Source organism: Algibacillus agarilyticus (genome assembly GCF_003286125.1).
Classification (GTDB): Bacteria; Pseudomonadota; Gammaproteobacteria; order Enterobacterales; family Alteromonadaceae; genus Algibacillus; species Algibacillus agarilyticus.
Genome location: NZ_QMED01000003.1, coordinates 102,402 through 120,528, shown reverse-complemented (window position 1 = coordinate 120,528; position 18,127 = coordinate 102,402). Strand labels below are relative to the sequence as shown.

At 38.0% G+C, this 18,127-nt stretch carries 14 protein-coding genes and 1 pseudogene; 10 read left to right on the top strand and 5 right to left on the bottom strand.

What is annotated here, in order from left to right:
• Window positions 1-47: 47 nt before the first annotated feature.
• From DPX34_RS03960 to DPX34_RS03940, 5 genes are all read left to right on the top strand, one after another.
• Window positions 48-1,217, top strand: a complete 1,170-nt coding sequence (locus DPX34_RS03960) for a glycoside hydrolase family 130 protein (RefSeq protein ID WP_111977121.1) — start codon at window positions 48-50, stop codon at window positions 1,215-1,217.
• A 24-nt stretch (window positions 1,218-1,241) separates the two neighbouring features.
• Window positions 1,242-2,459 (top strand): AGE family epimerase/isomerase, encoded by a 1,218-nt coding sequence (locus DPX34_RS03955; RefSeq protein WP_111977120.1) that lies wholly within the window; start codon window positions 1,242-1,244, stop codon window positions 2,457-2,459.
• Window positions 2,456-4,045 carry a glycoside hydrolase 5 family protein gene (locus DPX34_RS03950; protein ID WP_111977119.1) on the top strand — a complete coding sequence of 530 codons (1,590 nt, stop codon included), beginning with the start codon at window positions 2,456-2,458 and terminating at the stop codon, window positions 4,043-4,045. The genes DPX34_RS03955 and DPX34_RS03950 overlap by 4 nt, the downstream gene beginning before the upstream one ends.
• Before the next feature lie 297 nt (window positions 4,046-4,342).
• Window positions 4,343-5,584, top strand: a complete 1,242-nt coding sequence (locus DPX34_RS03945) for an ABC transporter substrate-binding protein (RefSeq protein ID WP_111977118.1) — start codon at window positions 4,343-4,345, stop codon at window positions 5,582-5,584.
• Window positions 5,581-7,587: a methyl-accepting chemotaxis protein gene (locus DPX34_RS03940; protein WP_111977117.1), complete on the top strand. Its 2,007-nt coding sequence runs from the start codon at window positions 5,581-5,583 to the stop codon at window positions 7,585-7,587. Before DPX34_RS03945 ends, DPX34_RS03940 begins: the two co-directional genes overlap by 4 nt.
• Before the next feature lie 113 nt (window positions 7,588-7,700).
• Here the strand turns inward: DPX34_RS03940 and pyk are convergent, their stop codons facing one another.
• The 4 genes from pyk to DPX34_RS03920 form a co-directional block, all read right to left on the bottom strand.
• Window positions 7,701-9,125, bottom strand: coding sequence for a pyruvate kinase (gene pyk / locus DPX34_RS03935; protein ID WP_111977116.1), 1,425 nt, complete (start codon window positions 9,123-9,125; stop codon window positions 7,701-7,703).
• A 496-nt stretch (window positions 9,126-9,621) separates the two neighbouring features.
• Window positions 9,622-12,504 (bottom strand): TonB-dependent receptor, encoded by a 2,883-nt coding sequence (locus DPX34_RS03930; protein WP_111977115.1) that lies wholly within the window; start codon window positions 12,502-12,504, stop codon window positions 9,622-9,624.
• Window positions 12,505-13,231: 727 nt separating this feature from the next.
• On the bottom strand, window positions 13,232-13,441 hold the full coding sequence (locus DPX34_RS03925) for a helix-turn-helix transcriptional regulator (RefSeq protein WP_111977114.1): 210 nt from the start codon (window positions 13,439-13,441) through the stop codon (window positions 13,232-13,234).
• Window positions 13,438-13,857: a hypothetical protein gene (locus DPX34_RS03920; RefSeq protein WP_111977113.1), complete on the bottom strand. Its 420-nt coding sequence runs from the start codon at window positions 13,855-13,857 to the stop codon at window positions 13,438-13,440. The genes DPX34_RS03925 and DPX34_RS03920 overlap by 4 nt, the downstream gene beginning before the upstream one ends.
• A 165-nt stretch (window positions 13,858-14,022) precedes the next feature.
• Between DPX34_RS03920 and DPX34_RS03915 the strand changes: the two are divergent.
• The 5 genes and pseudogenes from DPX34_RS03915 (at window position 14,023) to DPX34_RS03895 (ending at window position 17,530) form a co-directional block, all read left to right on the top strand.
• Window positions 14,023-14,416 (top strand): annotated as a pseudogene (locus DPX34_RS03915) (DoxX-like family protein).
• A 114-nt stretch (window positions 14,417-14,530) separates the two neighbouring features.
• Entirely contained in the window at window positions 14,531-14,878 is a 348-nt protein-coding gene (locus DPX34_RS03910) for a DUF5329 family protein (RefSeq protein WP_111977112.1), read from the top strand.
• A gap of 164 nt (window positions 14,879-15,042) precedes the next feature.
• The gene (locus tag DPX34_RS03905) at window positions 15,043-15,360 is read left to right on the top strand and encodes a hypothetical protein (protein WP_111977111.1); all 318 of its coding nucleotides are present in this window, start codon (window positions 15,043-15,045) and stop codon (window positions 15,358-15,360) included.
• Window positions 15,361-15,803: 443 nt separating this feature from the next.
• Window positions 15,804-16,505, top strand: a complete 702-nt coding sequence (locus tag DPX34_RS03900; RefSeq protein ID WP_111977110.1) for a helix-turn-helix transcriptional regulator — start codon at window positions 15,804-15,806, stop codon at window positions 16,503-16,505.
• Between the two features lie 518 nt (window positions 16,506-17,023).
• A complete protein-coding gene (locus DPX34_RS03895; protein ID WP_111977109.1) occupies window positions 17,024-17,530 on the top strand; it encodes a M48 family metallopeptidase in 507 nt (168 codons plus the stop codon).
• Here DPX34_RS03895 and DPX34_RS03890 read toward each other — a convergent pair.
• Window positions 17,527-18,123, bottom strand: coding sequence for a 3'-5' exonuclease (locus tag DPX34_RS03890; protein ID WP_111977108.1), 597 nt, complete (start codon window positions 18,121-18,123; stop codon window positions 17,527-17,529). The two genes, DPX34_RS03895 and DPX34_RS03890, sit on opposite strands and share 4 nt — an antisense overlap.
• Window positions 18,124-18,127: the final 4 nt, after the last annotated feature.

The window sequence follows — 18,127 nt, the reverse complement described above, 5'->3', positions numbered from 1 at the left end:
ATTTATAAATGTTGTTTTAATTAAACAATAAGCAAGAGGAAAATTTTATGAACACTTTTCAACAACGAGTAGCAGCAACCACAGCATATCAAGATTCAATTTTAACTAAATGTAATAAGCCACAAGCCCAAGGTAATGGCATTTACGATCGTTTTGAAAACCCGATCATCACACCGGCTCATGTGCCTTTAACGTGGCGTTATGATTTTAATGAAAATACCAATCCTGAGTTTATGGAGCGAATTGGTGTTAATGCCACTTTAAATTCAGGTGCTATTAAATTTAATGATAAATATGTCATTGTAGTGCGAGTAGAGGGTAACGATAGAAAGTCTTACTTTGCTGTTGCACAAAGTGATAATGGGGTTGATAACTTTACTTTTTGGGACCGTCCGGTAACGATGCCTGAGACGGACCGCCCTGATACTAATGTTTATGATATGCGCTTAACACGTCATGAAGATGGTTATATTTATGGTTTATTTTGTACCGAACGTAAAGATTTAGAATTACTTGAAAATACCTCTGCAGCTGAAGCGCAGTGTGGTATTGCACGAACTAAAGATTTAGTGTCGTGGGAGCGTTTACCTGATTTAATCACCTATTCAGGTCAACAACGAAATGTGGTTCTACACCCAGAATTTGTTGAGGGACAATATGCTTTATATACTCGCCCACAAGATGGTTTTATTTCGGTTGGTGGCGGTGGCGGCATTGGTTGGGGTTTATCTAAAACCATGGAAAATGCCGAAGTTAAATCTGAAGTGATCGTTGATTCAAAGGTGTATCACACAATCAAAGAAGTTAAAAACGGCCAAGGACCCGCACCCATCAAAACGGCAAAAGGTTGGTTACATTTAGCGCATGGTGTGCGTAATACCGCCGCGGGTTTGCGATATGTTTTATATATCTTTATGACTGAGCTTGAAAGACCTTGGGTTGTTACACATGCGCCGGGTGGTCATTTTATTGCACCAGAAGGTGCCGAACGTGTAGGGGATGTATCAAACGTTGTATTCAGCAATGGTTGGATAGCCGATGATAACGGTGACGTATTTATTTATTATGCATCATCAGATACTCGAATGCATGTCGCAACTTCGACTGTTGATAAATTAATCGATTATGTCATTAATACCCCAGAAGATGGTTTACGCTCAGCGACCTCGGTGCAAGCAATTAATCAATTAATTGACCAGAATAATTCAGTTCGATAATTGATATAAATAGGAGGAGGGCGTATGAGCACAATAAATAAACAAGCAATAAGCAAACTTAAACGTGAGTTTAACCAAGAGTTACAATCGATAACCAATTGGTGGTGCACAAATGGACCGGATGTTGAGAATGGCGGGTTTATTGGCGAAATTTCATCTAATGGCCAACGTATATATGATGCCCCTAAAAGCATTATTTTAAATACCCGTATTTTATGGTTTTTTAGTGAAGTGGCTTTGTTTAATGCTTGCGAGCAATCACGTGCGATGGCTGATCGTGCATACGATTATTTATTGACCCATTTTGATGATACAGACCAAGGTGGTGTTATTTGGTCTGTTGATTGTTATGGTGATTTACTTGACGGTAAAAAACAAACGTATGCCCAGTCATTCGCTATTTACGCCCTTTCATCTTATTTTGCTTTAACGGGTAAACAAGCCGCGATCGATAAAGCGTTAACCTATTTTGATTTATTAGAATTACATACACATGATAATGATCGGGGCGGTTACCTCGAAGCATTTTCTCAAGATTGGCAAGAAATTGAAGATATGCGCCTGAGTGAAAAAGACGCCAATTTACCTAAAACAATGAACACCCATCTACATGTTTTAGAAGCCTATACCAATTTACAAAAATATTATCCGACAACTAAGGTCAATAACGCGTTAAGTCGTTTGATTGATTATTTTCAAGGTTCAATTGTTGATCATTCAAATTATCATTTACGTTTATTTATGTGCCGTAATTGGGGTGACCATTCACAAGCCTATTCATATGGGCATGATATTGAATGTAGTTGGTTATTACATAAATCATTAAAAGCGTTAAAAGATCCAAAAATGACCGTGAAGGTTTTACCAACGGTGATCAAACTTGCCCACGTGTGTTTGGCCGAAGGTATTGGCGACAAAGGCCAAGTGTTGGATGAAATTGATATTAAAACCGGGAAGCAACATACCGAAAGTTGCTGGTGGATCCAAGCCGAAGCCTTGGTTGGTTTTTTGAATGCATATACCTTAACTGGCGAAGACGAATACTTTAGTGCGATCGATAAAATTTGGTCATTCACACAGCAATATCATATTGATAAAGAGCAGGGTGAGTGGCATTGGTTAGCAACATGTGACCAAGATAAAAATGATGATATTTATAAAGCTGGATTTTGGAAAGGTCCTTACCATAATGGGCGTGCATTAATGGAAGCCCTTAAATTGTTAGAGGAAATTGACGTATGAGTCATATAAAAAAGATTATATTGGGTTTATCAACGGCGTTAAGTTTGACTGTCGCGGGCTGTGGAGAGAATCAATCGTCAGAAAACCAGACTTCTAATAGTCATCAAAACACGGTTTCAGTTAGCGAGCCTGCGGTAGCCCAAGACGAAAGCCGTTTAGGCAATCGTGCTGATACATTCACTCATTTTATCACCCGTGATGGGCACCAATTGAAAGACGGTGAACAAATCTTTCGCTTTGCGGGTATTCATGCACCTGAATTACATCGCATAGAAAACGATGCCAAAGGCAGTTGCAAAGCCGATGCGCGTGGTTGGGGCCAATATTTTCAGTGGCCGACGGCCGATGAGCAAGAAAATTGGATCAAAGCGCTTGTTCGCACCGGGCATAAAGCCATGCGAGTTTATGTTTTATCTATCGAACATGAAAGCGATATAGCTTGTGAACGTGAAACGCATATTTTAAAACCACTCACACCCGATGGCATGCCACGTTTTAATGAAGCCGCGATGGTGGTTTATGATCGCATGATTGCGCTATCAAATGAGCATGGTTTACGTTTAATTTTACCTTTTATTGACCATTGGCATTGGTGGGGCGGTCGTGAGCAGCTTGCCGGATTTTATGGCGAAACAAAAGATGATTTTTATGATGTGAATAGCAAAACGTATCAAGCTTATTTACACATTATAAAAACGGTGCTTAATCGTAAAAACACGTTTACGGGGCGTTTATATAAAGATGAAAAAGCGATAATGGCATGGGAAACCGGTAACGAGCTTAAAGAAACAACAGAAGCCTTTTTAGCTAAAACAGCTGCTTATATCAAATCGATTGATCCGCAGCACTTAGTCATCGATGGTACTTACACCAAAATTAATCAATATGCGTTAGATGACGATAATGTCGATATTATATCAAACCATTATTATTCTAATGTGGGTAACAACAACCCTGAACAAGTTTTAAAAGATTTAAAAACCATAAACGGTAAAAAGCCCTACATGGTTGGTGAGTTTGGATTACTCTCTGCCGCTGAACTAAACGATATTATGCAAGCGGCTGTACATGCTGAGTATAACGGCGCAAAAGCAGTTGGGGCCTTTATTTGGGGCTTTAGAGGCCATCGCCATGATGGTGGTTTTTATTGGCACAAAGAGTGGACTGGTCATTACAGCTATCATTTACCGGGCTTTAAAGAGGGCGATGCTAATGAAGAGTTACCTATTATTAATGTAACGCGTTTAGCTCAAGCGCAAATGGCCGGTTTTGATAAAATTCAGCCATTACCGATACCAGAGGCGCCTTTGTTGCGCGATATTAAGGATGCAACAAAGATAAATTGGTTAGGCGCGCCAACAGGGCAATCGTATAAAGTTGAACGAGCAACAGCCAGTACGGGGCCGTGGCAAGTGATTGCCCAAGGGGTTTCTGATGGTAAAAATGAATATGATCCAAGCGTTGATAGTGTATTTACTGATGCTGAAAATTTAGTGACCGGCACGACCTATTATTATCGTGTGACTGCGTTTAATGAAACCGGTCACTCGGTACCCTCTAACATACAATCTTTTGTGGCTAAATAACCCATTATTGTCTTTTTTATCAATGTAAGTGCAGACGCTTTAGCGCTGACACTTATATTGATAAATCATTTTAACTGACAGTAATTCAGTAACTTATAAATAAAAAATTTAAATTTCAGGTTATAAATAATTTATATTCTCATTTTTCAGCTGGAAACTGAAACCGGTTTAATTTATTGATGTAAAAGTCTTTTTATAAAAAAAAATGGCTCTATTTTAGCTTGAAGTTTTGTACTTGGTTAGAAGTTGACTAGGCTTCAATAAACTATTGTTAGTAATAGATGAGGCATCTCTTATATGTTCGCAATTGGCAAAAAACTATTCATATTTTTAATTTTTTTTACTGGAATGCATTTACAGGTTGCTATTGCCGCTATTAAAGGTGACTTAGTTGTTTATACTAATCGAGGCGACTTGATTGATAATGGCTCATTTAAAAAATGGATCGCGGCCTTTAAAAATAAATACCCAACCTTTGGCGATATTAAATTAAAACGGTCTGATAATTTTGAAGTTGAATCGGTCAAATTATTTGCCGCGCGCCAATACGGTGATGTCACGTTAATCCCCGAAAATTTACCTAAAGATGTTTACCCTAATTATTTTGAGCCCCTTAATAATTTAGGCTTATCTAAACATTTATATTTTGCCGACGCCTGGGCTTATCAAGGCAAAGAGTATGCTTATAGTCAAGGTGTTTCGGTTGAAGGCTTAGTGTATAACAAAGCGGTTTTTAAAAAATTAGGCTTAGATGTTCCACAAACATTAACTGAATTATATAAAGCCGCAGCCGTGTTAAAACAAAATGGGGTGACCCCGTTAAGTTTGAATATTGGCTCAGCTTGGCCGTTACAGCAATGGGATAAAGCCCCTGTTTTAATAGCGGGCAATGCGAATTACTATAATGAAATGCTTAAAAACGAAGCGCCCTATGTTAAAAATGGCGCGTTTGCTCAATCATTGAATATCCCTTTTACCTTTTATCAAAAAGGGTGGAGTGAAGACAATATTATTGATGATAATTGGGAAAACTCAAAAGCTCAATTTGTTAAAGGCAAAGCGGCGATGTATTTTTTAGGCAGTTGGGTTATCCCACAATTAATAGATAAAGGCTTAGCGAGTAAAGATGTGGGCTTTGCGCCTTTTCCTTTTACTAATAATACAAAAACCGTTGGCTTAGTGAATAAGGATTGGGGCTTAGGTGTGAGCCGTTATAGCAAAAATAAAATCGCAGCCAAAGCTTGGCTTAAATTTTTATTAACGGAATCTGATTTTGCCGATATGTCGGGTTTTATACCAACAGATAAACGTAAAAAGCCTAATTTACGCCAAATGCGTGAGTTTCAATCGTACCAACCTGAGATGATACAAGCTAAAAGTCCGTCGTTTCAATTCATTCGGTTAACCAATATGGCCGGTATTGACTTTATGCGTGGCGGTTATATTCGCAATATTATTTTAAGTAGTGATTTTGATATGGCCATAAATTACTGGGATCGCCGCTGGGCGCTGGCGTTAAAGAATGGTGATGATCAATGAATTTATCAATCGTAAGACAAGTTATTATTGGGTTTACTTTACTGACATTATTGATGGTGGCGATCGCGATTGTTGGCTTAAAAGGTCAACGTGAATTAGCGGCTAGCCTAGCGCTGACCTCTGATAAATTAGCGCCTATATTGCGTCAGTCTGCGGTATTTACGTCATCTGCACAAAATGCGGTGAGGTCAGTTGCGACCCACGCCACGTTAAATCGAACTGCGTTACTCAATGAGCAAGAACAAAACTTTGACCGTGCGGCTGATGATTATCGTTCGAGCATTAATAAAATCATGCCATTGTTAGCTATTTTTCCGCGTTCAAAAGCAACACTTGAGCAAATTGATTTATTGTTTATTGATGTACTTAAACTCGCCGGCGAGCATTTAACTACGCATCGCCAACAGGTTACCGCTCGGCAACAACAACAGGAAGAGTTAAACCGATTTAAAAATAGTTGGCAATATTTTGAACCCTATATTAATGATATAGAATTTGGTTTATCAGATAACGAGCGTAAAGCCGCTTGGGTGCTTAAAGCATTAAACCAAGATGCGATCGATGTGGCTGGGTATTTAACCCAAATTAACACGATTCAGCTCAAAGATATGCCCAGTTTTTTAGCCAATCTAACTTATCATCAACAAAATTTTATAATTAAACTGAATATTATTGCGGCTAAATATCCATCGTTGGCCGCAAAGTTTGAACGATATAAAACACTGCTACAATTTCATGTAAATGATAATCAAGGTATCGCAGGTCTGCATAACAAAATATTAAAATTGAATGAACAGGGGTTAACATTACGAGAGCAATTTAATCGTAAATTGGCTACCGCTATGTTGCAACTTGAATCCCTAAATACTGAAATAGCTAAACAAGCTGAACAACTTAATATTCAAGCTAAAGAAGACAGTCAAGATTCGCTTTATTCAATTATGATTGCCTTGGCTGTTGCTTTGGCTGCCGCGTTGAAGATATCGTGGTTGATTATCGCGCGTATTCGTTCACAAACTAAACGCTTTATTGAAGAAATACGTGTTGTGGCAGCCGGTGATTTCACATCAGATGGTTTTACTAAATTAAAACATCAGGGCGGGGAATTTGGTGTTATTGCGGAAGCGTTAGATGGTTTAGTGGACCATTTATCACTGATGATAAAAAAAGTGACAGAATACAGTAATCAACTCGCCGAAATGTCGACGAAAAATCAAGCCACCTTAAATTCAACTCGGTCGCGCATTAACGAGCAAACAATGCAAACCGAAAATCTTGCCACCGCTATTACCGAGATGGATTCATCAATCAATGAAGTGTCTAACAATGCGGCTAATACGGCTAATGTGGTTGACCAGGTTTATACTGAAGCACAAAGTAATAGCGTGTCGATACGAGAAAATATCGATGATATTAACCGATTACGTGATTCTTTAGATGATGCAGGTGTTCACATGCAAACTCTATTACAAAATGCCGGTGCTATTGATGCTGTTGTAACGGTGATTAAAAGTATTGCTGAACAAACTAATTTATTAGCCCTTAATGCAGCGATTGAAGCGGCACGAGCCGGCGATCACGGACGAGGTTTTGCCGTTGTGTCGGATGAGGTAAGAGCGCTTGCCAGTAAAACACAAGAATCGACCGTTGAAATTACCGCGATGGTTGAAAGCTTACAAAAAGGCAGTAATCAAGCACACCGCGTTATGAAAGAAAATCAAGAAAAAGCGACCCTTTGCGCACAAAAGTCGAATAAAACATCGGCGTCTCTTGATGCGATGTTAACGGGCTTAGATAAAATAAATGATATGTCGATGGTTATTGCAACAGCAGTTGAAGAGCAAAGCTCGGTTGCGCAAGAATTATCAAGAAATGTGAATGGGATCGCTGAATTAGCAGAACATGTGTTAAGTGATTCGGCTGAGCTTTCTAAAGCCAGTGAATTAACCAGTCATTTAGCCGTTGAGCAAAGAAAACTAACCGCTAAGTTTACGGTTAAATAATGTTATAAAATACAAATAAAAAAGCTTAAACCTTTCGGTTTAAGCTTTTTTTTATCGCTTATTTTAACAGCGTAACTAAATCACGTTATTTAGGTTAATAATGTGATATTTAATTAGTTTATGCGATTAATAAATGAAGCAACGGTGTTTATTTCCATGCGGTTAGTTTCACCTTTAGGTGAACCTTGAGCACTTTTAGCAATAACGACTAAACTATCGTTGTTTAAAACACTGCTTTCTAATAGTGGAGCAATCGATGTTTTGATTACATCTTTACGCTCTTGCACATCAATTAAATAAGCATCTACGCCATAGCTTAAAGATAATAAACGCAATGATTCAGGCTTGTAACAAGCCGCATAAATAGGTGAAGAAGGGCGATGTGACGCAATTTGACGAACAGTTGAGCCTGTTGCCGTTGGCACAACAATCGCGTCAACGTCTAAATCACGTGCTGATTTAGCCACTTGCTTACAAATATATTCTTGTAAGTGATACTTATCGTTTTTGCTGTCAAGGTTAATACCATTTGCTGTTTTTTCTTCAACGTGTTTAGCAATGTTAGCCATTGTTTCAACGGCTTCGAATGGGTAATCACCATAAGCTGATTCACCTGAAAGCATTAACGCATCAGTACCATCTAATACCGCATTCGCAACGTCTGAAATTTCAGCACGTGTTGCACGTGGGTTTTGGATCATACTTTCAAGCATTTGCGTTGCGGTAATAACCGGTACTTGTGCTTTAATACATTTTTGAATCATGTCTTTTTGGACTAACGGCACTTCGTAGCCAGGTATCTCGATACCTAAATCACCACGTGCAACCATAACACCGTAAACGACTTCTAAAATCTCATCTAGGTTTTCGACACCTTCGCGGTTTTCGATTTTAGCGATAATTTTAATTGGCGAGTTTTTAGCATCTAAAATGTCTTGAACATCTAAAACATCTTGTTTGTTACGGACGAATGAATGTGCAATGAAGTCAACACCGGCATCAATAGCCATTTCGATGAACGTTTTATCGCGGTCAGTAACTGAAGGTAAGTTGATTTCAACACCCGGAACGTTAACGCTTTTCTTCTTCTTAATTTTACCGTTGTTTAATGCGGTTGTATAAAGCGCTTCTTCGTCTTTACTATCAACAACGAGCTCTAATAAACCATCGTCGATTAAGATACGCGCGCCAACTGGCACATCTTTAACAAAACCTAAATAGTTAACTTGTACGGCGTCTTTAGTGGTGGGTACTTCTAAGCCGTCAGCTCGAAACGTTACTTTGTCACCCGTTTTGATGCTTAGGTCTTCTTCAATTTTAAGGTTTGTACGCATTTCAGGGCCTTTTGTATCAACAAGAACCGCTAACTTTTCGCTTACCGCGCGTACATTTTTAATTACTTTGCGTGTATCTTCAGGTGTTTGATGAGCTGTGTTTAAACGAATAACGTTTACGCCACGTTTGAATAATTCACCAATAAACGCTACGTCGCCTTTAAGGTCTGATACCGTAGCTACAATTTTAGTTTTTTTTGTCATATTTCCATTCACAAATTAGAGAGGGATAAATCTTGCGCGTATTGTAATTAATTTTTGTATACATTGCTGCATTAAACATGAATTAGATTGTGCTTATATTTGAATATTTGGCTATTGCATATTTTAGGCTTATGTAATCGTGTATCATTATGATGTTAAAAGGATAATAATATCAAGTGGTTAGATATTTCGTGTGAATGATTTAATGTTTTGTTTTATACTTTTGATGTAACTTAAGGTGAATGGTCGTTATTGATAAAAACTATATTAAATTAACGATATGTACTTTATAAGTTGCTTGGGTGGTTGATATGCCAACAACACCTTACTATTTTTGATCTGGTTCTGCTCTGGTTGAAGTATGGTTTGGATGAAAAAAACCAAGTGGCATAACCATGATTAATGCACTTGGCTTTTTATTGTTTCATCAGCTGTTCAATGATGAAATCAGGCGATTAAAATAAACAATAGCTTACTGCTGTAAACCGTTAGTTTTTTAGAATTTTGCCGTTACCCCAACTTGAAAACGTCGACCTGAATATTCTATCAAGGTAACGCGTTCACGGATATCAGCGTATTCAATGATATTTTCGTTGGTTAAGTTAATGGCTTCAGCGCGTAGAGTCATGTTTTCAGATAAATCGTATGACGTACTGAAATCAAACTGACCATAGGCTTCAACATGTTGAGGTAAACCATTACTGCCGATCACAGGGCCAGAACGGTATTTCAAATAATCGTCACGCCAATTATAAGCTAAACGTGCTTGAAAACCTTCTTTGTCGTAAAACGCAATTAAGTTGTATGCCGTTTCTGAGAACCCTTCTAAACCACTACCTGCAGAAAGCACATTTTCACGCGCAAGCTCATCTGTTTGTGCCTCTTTGTCTTCTGATGTTGTGTAAGTATAGTTAGCTTGCACACCAAAACCGTCTAACCAGCCCGGTAAATAGTCAAAGTAATATAGAGCGGCTAACTCAATACCCGACACTTCACCCCCATTGCGGTTAGATTGCTCTTCAGAATATTCAAAAAACTCGCCAAGAGGTTGGGTTTGAATGGTATAGCCTGTGCCTTTTTTAACGGTTTTTTGTGAAATAAAGGTGCTGATATCTTTATAGAATAAACCGGCTGAATAGGTATTACCATTGTCAGCATAATATTCTAACGCTAAATCTAATTGGGTTGCTTCGTATGGGTCTAAATCTGGGTTACCACTTTTGGTATTATATTGATCGGCACGAATACGCTGTGGGTACGTACTGTTGACGCCGGTATCTTCTAACGCCGGGCGGGTAATAACTTTAGCCGCAGCAAATTTTACGAAATAGCCATTTTCAAAATCAGCACTTACATTTAAACTTGGCAATACATGACTATAATCTTTTTTAAACGTAGCCGCTTCAGCATCGGTGTAATCAATCTCAACGATCACCCCTTCATTTCCTTCATAAACATCGGTAATAGTATCGCGGAATTGACGATGACCGGTTGAACTGGTTTCGGTTTTCACGTAACGCAGGCCAAAATTACCGGTTAATCGTGCAAAATCGAGCTCAGCTTCAAAGTTGGCTTGACCATATAATGCCATTGTTTTTTCAGTATTGGCTACAGATTCGGCAGGGCGAAGTGATTCATCAGTCCAGTTTGGTTCGCTTCTAATGTCGCCAATCGCTTGTTTGTAGGCAGAAAAATCGTTAAGCAATACAAAGTTTCTGGGGAAGTTACCTGATTCATCCGCTAAGAAATCTTCGTTGTTAACTGAGAATAAGTTGTCATCTAGATCAAAGCGTTGACCACACGTGTTATACGGATATTGTGTGTTTCTAATATCATATTGCTCTTGCTCAGTTGTGCCAACAGGGGCTTGCCATAAATCGGTATTAAAACAGCCTTGCTTAATTTTATAAACAGCTTGTGATTTTTCACGATCGGTATAAGCAAAACCTAAATCAAGGGTTGTGATGTTATTGCTATCTAACTCATAAGTCGCATCAAATTTAGCTTCAAGCACTTCATCTTTTAAACGTTTATGCTGAATATCATTCCAATGTGTTCTGATCGCGGCTGGGTTGGCATATTCGATTGTTGAATCAATCGTCATAATATCGCCACGGTTCTCAAAATGAATATAATCTTGTTCTGTAACGCCTTTTATTTGCCCATCAATATAAGAGTCGCGATCATTTTTGTCTAAACTATTGTCATAGTTAGGGTTAACCGCATGTGCGACTAGCGTGTTTGCACGTGGTGTTGCTTCTGATTTTGAATAAGCGAAGTCAGCACTAAATTTCCATTTATCTTGGTAAATTAGGCTGTTCCAGCCAACGGCTAAGGTGTCTGAATCTTGCCCTCGTTCTTGCATTAATGAGTCAATTGGTTTTTGGTAACGTGTGCCTTGCATTACCGTCATGTTGTCAGAAACAATTAAATTGTTCCAACCGGCACCTTGAAAAGGTACTTGAATACCACTACTGCCAGCTTGACGGCTTAAATCGGTATAAAGCAAATCTAACGTGTGAACAATATCATCGGTTTGTTGCCATTGAAAAGTCGCATTGGCACTGGTTCTTTGGCGCTCTTCAGTATCAAGTGTATACGTGGCTCGACCCGGATACCAAACGGTGCCACTGGCTACATTATTACCTTTTATATCTTTTACATCACCATTGACCCATGCTGTATTTCCTGCATCAAAAGAGCCCCAATGTGTGGTGCCGGCTGCATCTATTCGGTTTGTCGAATCTTGTTGTGCAAAGCCGACGACTACACCGAGTGAATCATCTAAAAAGGTATTACTGACGACGGCCGATATTTTATGACCTGCTTCTTCAGCTAAATCATTATAAGTTGCTTGTACTGAGCCTACCGCATGAAAACCTGAACTCTTTAAAGGACGAGCCGTATTAACATTTATATAAGCACCTAAACTGCCTTCAGCAATATTAGCCCGAGACGCTTTAATAACATCGGCGCCGGCAATAAGCTCAGAAGGGATTGATTGAAAATCAAACTCACGACCGCGCTCCGTGGTAGCGATCGTACGGTTATTAACTTTTACCGCATTAAACTTTGGCCCCATACCGCGTACCGAAACTGATGCGCCTTCACCGTTGTTTCTTGAAATCATCACGCCTGAAATACGTTGTAAAGATTCCGCTACATTTTGATCGGGGAACTTACCGATATCTTCAGCCACGATACTGTCTTGAATTGACGGTGCATTTTTTTTGATATCCATCGATTCGGTCAAACTACTACGAATACCACGTACTTCTATTATTTCATCAGTTTCGGCTGCAATGGCGTAACTTGAAAGGAGTGCGGTTGTGATGGCCGCACTAAGTGGCAATAAACTAAATTTATTGGTTGGTTTCATTTCTTTTTATTCCTTAAGAATTATTGTTTTGTGTGTGGTTTGTTACCACAAAATAAACGTTACCATATTTCTATAAACATAATAACTAATTAAAGGTGATATGTTTGTTTTTTGTTACGATAAATTAAAAAATTAAATTACCCTTAACGGATTTTGGTTAAATTATTCGCTTATCGCTATATTTTTAATGAATTGAAAACCTTAAAAGTGAGTGGATATGTAAAAGGGGGATTAAGTAAAATGAGATGAAAATATGTGGATGAGTAAGAGGGTTTAATTTAAGTTTAAAGTGGCCGATTTTTATCGACAATCACTGCTTTTTTACACGGGGGATTCTGTTTTCTACAGAGCGATCATACAAAATGTGAGCAATTTTAGACAGATTTTTAAAATCCCAAAAAAAGAAAAGGATAGTAATGCTTAAGAAATATTGACTGGCTATTTGCTTAAATATTTAAGGTATCAATATTTAAGGTATAAATATTTAAGCAAATACTATCCCTAATATGCTTGGCTTAGTGGATCAAAATAACGATATCATGCGATCAGAACCCTATTCGATGTATAGTCTTCTCGCTCAGGTTTTATGGTTCATTGTCAGCGCTTACTCGCCCCAATCACATAGTAAAGCATATGCTCATGGCGTCTCGAAGCTTGACGGCTTCCCCTAAAACCCGATCGCTTTGACTATACTTAAAATTAATTTTTAAAGGGCAATAAAATTTGATTAATTTTTATTTATAGTCTCATCATCTTGAAAAATATCTTCTATATTTAAAGCAAATAATCGCGCTGCTTTAAAGGCGAGTGGTAAACTTGGATCATATTTGTTTTTTTCTATGGCGTTAATTGTTTGCCGAGATACATCCAAGTACATCGCTAAGTCAGCTTGGGTCCAATCTCGTTCAGCTCTCAATATTTTTAACCTGTTTTTCATGAGGCTTTGCGCATCCCAATAAAATTACCGACCGCACTGCTAACCGCCATTCCAACCGTTAATAATGATATATGAAACATGCTTACCTCTATTACATTGGCCATATTGAGCAGTAGCATTAACAAAAGGGCTATCCAGGTTAAGCCAAGTGTAAAAGCCATTGATTGAAATTGGATTTTCTGCTGAAGTTCATCAAGCCCTTTGAGCCATAAAAGGTGTGCTTTTAAGGCTCCTACAGCAAAGCTTAAATGTAAAATGATAGATATAACCAGCACCGTTGTATTGTTAGGCCACCATAATGCAACGGCTAACCCCGCTATGATAAGTGACAAACCCCATAAAAAAGACCAAATTAATACTGATTTTGAATTACTTGTATTTCGCTGTGTGTAATTTTCAATTTTTATCGTATCCATGGTAAAGCTCTCTTTGCATTTAGTAAATATAGCTTTACTTTATAGTTGGGTTTTGTCAAGTTTGTTTTACATTATATGTGTTTATTTGTTGTTAAGTCATTATCACCGGCTTGATGTTGGGGAGTTATTGAAAAGTGATTTCCTATAGCATGAGATCGGTTTAATATAGACAGGAAAAACGAATTGTCATCAATACAAATAGCAAGATATATTGTTAGTTTCAGTTGGATATATCACGGGTTGTTTCCCAAAATAATTCAAATATCACCGTTAGAAAAATTAATGACTGCTAGTCTGGTTTTAATGATGATGTCTCGTATTTTATAATTAAATTCGCTGGCGTAAGTGAAATTATATTTGGCTTGGTTTTATTTGTGTTTTATAAAAAAAGCTCATTGTAATAGTCAATATTTTAGGGTTGTTCGGCCTGTTATCTTTTGTTGGATTGTTACAGCCTCAGTTACTGATTGAAGCGTTTAACCCCGTTACCACTAATATACCTATAATCGGTTTAAGTTTTATTTTATTAAATGCGTTAAAGACTGAGCGCGAACGTTAACAACAAGTGGCTCAATTCATCAATAGCGATGCAAATTAGGTATATACCTTTAAGTGGCACATTGATGCGATAATGGCATGCTTAACTATTCAAATATTAAGGACAAGAATAAAAATGAAAATTAAATTGTTGTGTAGTAGTTTTCTCTTTTTTAGCTCGGTCGTTTTTGCCGATATGCAGACGGAGATTAATCATTTATTAAGTTATGTAGGCTCTACAGACTGTCGGTATGAACGAAATGGTGATATGCATACGGGAATTGAAGCCGTTGCTCATATTAAAAAGAAGTATGATTATTATTTAGATGATATTGAGTCAACGGAAGATTTTATTAAGTATTCGGCTACAAAAAGTAAAATGTCGGGACAGTATTATTTGATCCATTGCCCGGATAAAAGCCCTATCAAAAGTAGAGATTGGTTAAAAGCTGAATTAACAAGTTACCGTAAAAAGACAAATTAGTCGTTTTTGCATCTTTATCGATATGTTCCTTTTTTGTTTTTATATTAATCCCTACTGACAACACGCTGTCAGTAAGGGGCATTTATTATGGCCGCGTTGAAAAGTTTGGGTCTTAGCTCCACTTATCGACCGTATTTTAAATCAAACAAAATTAAGGAATAATAATGACAACTACGACAATTGAACTCGTTACTTATCAATTAAAACCTGAGTGTAGTCAATCTGATCTTGAACCTATTAATACCGATGTTAATGCTTTTTTAAAGGTTCAACCTGGTTTTTTGTATCGCTCGATGAGTGAAGATGAAACGGGGTTGATGTACGATATTGTTTATTGGCAAGATATGCAAAGTGCTAAAAATGCGGCTGATGCCTTTACTTCATCAAAAGCGTGTGAAGCATTAATGAATGTAACCAATATGGAATCAGTCACTATGCGTCATATGTCAGCTATTGCTGAAGTTATGTCTTGTGAAGCTTAGTATAGGCTCTGGGCTTGGTTAAATTTGGGTATATTCTCTAGTCGGGGTTTTCGTTTTTTCAAGGCTAAATCCCCCTAGAGAGCAATTTGTTAGCCAAAGTTCAGTTTATACCAATCCGTAATAATAAGTGCCCACTCAGCGAGCGTTTAAATGCGCTTAAATGAAAGATTAGTGGTGCTCTTTTGAGTTCGAGCAACACAGAGTAAGCGGATTTAAAACTCGCCTGAAAGGAATGCCCCAGCGGCTTTTGGCCTGCGTTATCGGTATTTGAAAGGGAACAACCATTCCTGTACACCGACGCCTTGTTCAAAAACCGCTGGATGCATTCTGAGAGAGCACTTATTTATATTAATTGGTATTAGTTTATATCGGTGAAGAGTACGTATGTACTCTTTTTGTGTTTTAGGTATGTAAAAAAGGGTATAACGGTACAAGGTTAACCGATGAGAAAAGCAGAACGATTATTTCAAATTTTAACTTATCTTCGTAGTAAGCGAACCGTGGTAACCGCTATACAGTTAGCTGAATTGCTTGAAGTGTCTGAACGAACCATTTACCGCGATATTCAAGCGTTATCGTTATCTGGGATCCCCATCGAATCGGAAACAGGGGTTGGCTATCGTTTACAACCGCATTTTACTATACCGCCCATTATGTTTGATGAACCTGAAATTGAAGCGTTGCTTTTGGGGGCTAAAATGGTCGAAAGCTGGGGAAATAAACAAATGGCTTCGGCTGTTACTTCTGCTTTAGCTAAAATACATGCCGTATTGCCCGAGAAATTACACCGGCAATCCGTACAACAGCCTGAGTGGTTGATTGTGCCTAAATTTGATGAAGACGATTCTAAAACCTATAATCAGCAAGTTTCGGCTGCTATTAAAGTACAACAAGTTATAAACCTTAATTATACTGATGAAAAAGGTAATGAAACAGAACGCGTGATTTGGCCTTTAGGCTTAATATATTGGGGTAAAACATGGACCCTTCTGGCATGGTGTACCAAACGACAAGATTATCGTTTATTTAGGCTTGATCGCATTCAACGATTAACCCACACTGATCAGCAATTTAAAACGCAAGATAATTTAAGCTTGCAGCATTACCTCGCATTACAAAAAGAACAATATGGCGTTTCTATTTAGCGCTACATTATATACCTAAGCTGTTATACTCATCGCGGTTAATCGTTGGCCATTTTGGGGTTAAATATAGTCTTCTCGCTCAGGTTTTATGGTTCATTGTTAGCGCTTACTCTCGACTTTGGCTCCAGCGTCGTTCTAACACCTAAATCCATTTAGGCGGCCCCAATCACATAGTAGAGCATATGCTCATGGCGTCTCGAAGCTTGCCTGCATGGATGCAGGTAAGGGGCGAGAGCAGGACGCGGTAGCTTTGACGGCTTTGCTGACATGGATGTAAGAACTTAGGTTTCGTCTGGAACTAGAAACCTGCCCCTAAAACCCGATCGCTTTGACTATAACTCGATAACCGCGTTTAAAAAACAACTTCTAGTAAAACGACTTTAATTTCGTTTGTTCTTGTTTTTAGCTTTTACCCTGTATCTTGAAGTTAATTTAGAATAAATGAACATCATTAGTAAATTAGGTGTTTTAATCGAACTTTTGTATGATGAGCTAATTCAATCTGCTTAGTCTATTTTATGTCTGCTTCGTTAAAATATTTAAATGCTTACCCCGCTTCATTGCAAGCTCAAATTCAGCACCTTATTGATGATAATAAACTAGCTGATTTTCTACGTAAAAAATACCCTGAACCGCATACTTATACCAAAGACAGTGATTTACATCGCTACGTGTTAGCAATTAAAAATCAATATTTAAAAAAATCGAGTAACTTAAGCAAGATTATTTACGATAAAAAAATTCATGTTGTTAATAATGCGTTGGGTTTGCATACCTATGTGTCGCGGGTGCAGGGTAGTAAATTAAAGAGTAAAAATGAATTGCGTGTGAGCAGCGTGTTTCAAGAATCACCAGAACCATTTTTAAATATGATTGTTGTACATGAATTAGCGCATCTGAAAGAGAAAGAGCACAATAAAGCGTTTTATCGTTTATGCGAATACATGTTACCTAATTATCATCAATTAGAGTTTGATATGCGAGTGTATCTCACGCAATTAGAGCTGGGAGGGCGAATATATTAATTCAACATTGTTTGTGTTTTTAGATTTGCTTGATCTGTTATTTGAATACTTTTTTGCTGGGAGCGAGCAAAGGTTTCTTGAATGATCACCGCATCGTTTGATGCACGGTGACGTTGTAAAGCGAGTTCACTTGTTACGTTTTGTTTTATCGGGTGCCATATATCCATTTGTTGTTCGTTTAAGATATTTTCAAGTGCACTAAAAGTAAAAGTCGGTCTTAAATTCGCGGCATAAAACAATCGGTTTAACCATATTTGATCAACCACCCAGCCATCACTATAGATAACTTGCCCCGCTAGCAGGGTATTAAGGGTTTCGGCGACATCTTTTACATGTCGACCATATTCTTTGAGCATATTTTTAGATATTCCATGCACACTTTCCGCTGATTCATCCCAGTGCTGCCAATCAGCACAAGGTGAAATTAAACTACAATATTTATCGCCATTACTTAAAATCAAGCCTATTTCAATTGGATAGCTATCTGCACCAAAACCTGATGCTTCGATATCGATAATACTGGGTCTGCAATTAACAGGGCGTCGCCGTTTTATTGTTGAGGTTTGATTGTTAAGCGCGTGATCGTTAAGCATGACT

Bases quoted from the DNA above. Each gene is read 5' to 3' on its own strand.
- DPX34_RS03905 (WP_111977111.1), top strand. From the start codon at position 15,043: ATGACAACTACGACAATTGAACTCGTTACTTATCAATTAAAACCTGAG.
- DPX34_RS03910 (WP_111977112.1), top strand. From the start codon at position 14,531: ATGAAAATTAAATTGTTGTGTAGTAGTTTTCTCTTTTTTAGCTCGGTC.
- DPX34_RS03895 (WP_111977109.1), top strand. From the start codon at position 17,024: ATGTCTGCTTCGTTAAAATATTTAAATGCTTACCCCGCTTCATTGCAA.
- DPX34_RS03920 (WP_111977113.1), bottom strand. From the start codon at position 13,857: ATGGATACGATAAAAATTGAAAATTACACACAGCGAAATACAAGTAAT.
- DPX34_RS03960 (WP_111977121.1), top strand. From the start codon at position 48: ATGAACACTTTTCAACAACGAGTAGCAGCAACCACAGCATATCAAGAT.
- DPX34_RS03930 (WP_111977115.1), bottom strand. From the start codon at position 12,504: ATGAAACCAACCAATAAATTTAGTTTATTGCCACTTAGTGCGGCCATC.
- DPX34_RS03955 (WP_111977120.1), top strand. From the start codon at position 1,242: ATGAGCACAATAAATAAACAAGCAATAAGCAAACTTAAACGTGAGTTT.
- DPX34_RS03900 (WP_111977110.1), top strand. From the start codon at position 15,804: ATGAGAAAAGCAGAACGATTATTTCAAATTTTAACTTATCTTCGTAGT.
- DPX34_RS03950 (WP_111977119.1), top strand. From the start codon at position 2,456: ATGAGTCATATAAAAAAGATTATATTGGGTTTATCAACGGCGTTAAGT.
- DPX34_RS03925 (WP_111977114.1), bottom strand. From the start codon at position 13,441: ATGAAAAACAGGTTAAAAATATTGAGAGCTGAACGAGATTGGACCCAA.
- DPX34_RS03890 (WP_111977108.1), bottom strand. From the start codon at position 18,123: ATGCTTAACGATCACGCGCTTAACAATCAAACCTCAACAATAAAACGG.
- DPX34_RS03945 (WP_111977118.1), top strand. From the start codon at position 4,343: ATGTTCGCAATTGGCAAAAAACTATTCATATTTTTAATTTTTTTTACT.
- pyk (WP_111977116.1), bottom strand. From the start codon at position 9,125: ATGACAAAAAAAACTAAAATTGTAGCTACGGTATCAGACCTTAAAGGC.
- DPX34_RS03940 (WP_111977117.1), top strand. From the start codon at position 5,581: ATGAATTTATCAATCGTAAGACAAGTTATTATTGGGTTTACTTTACTG.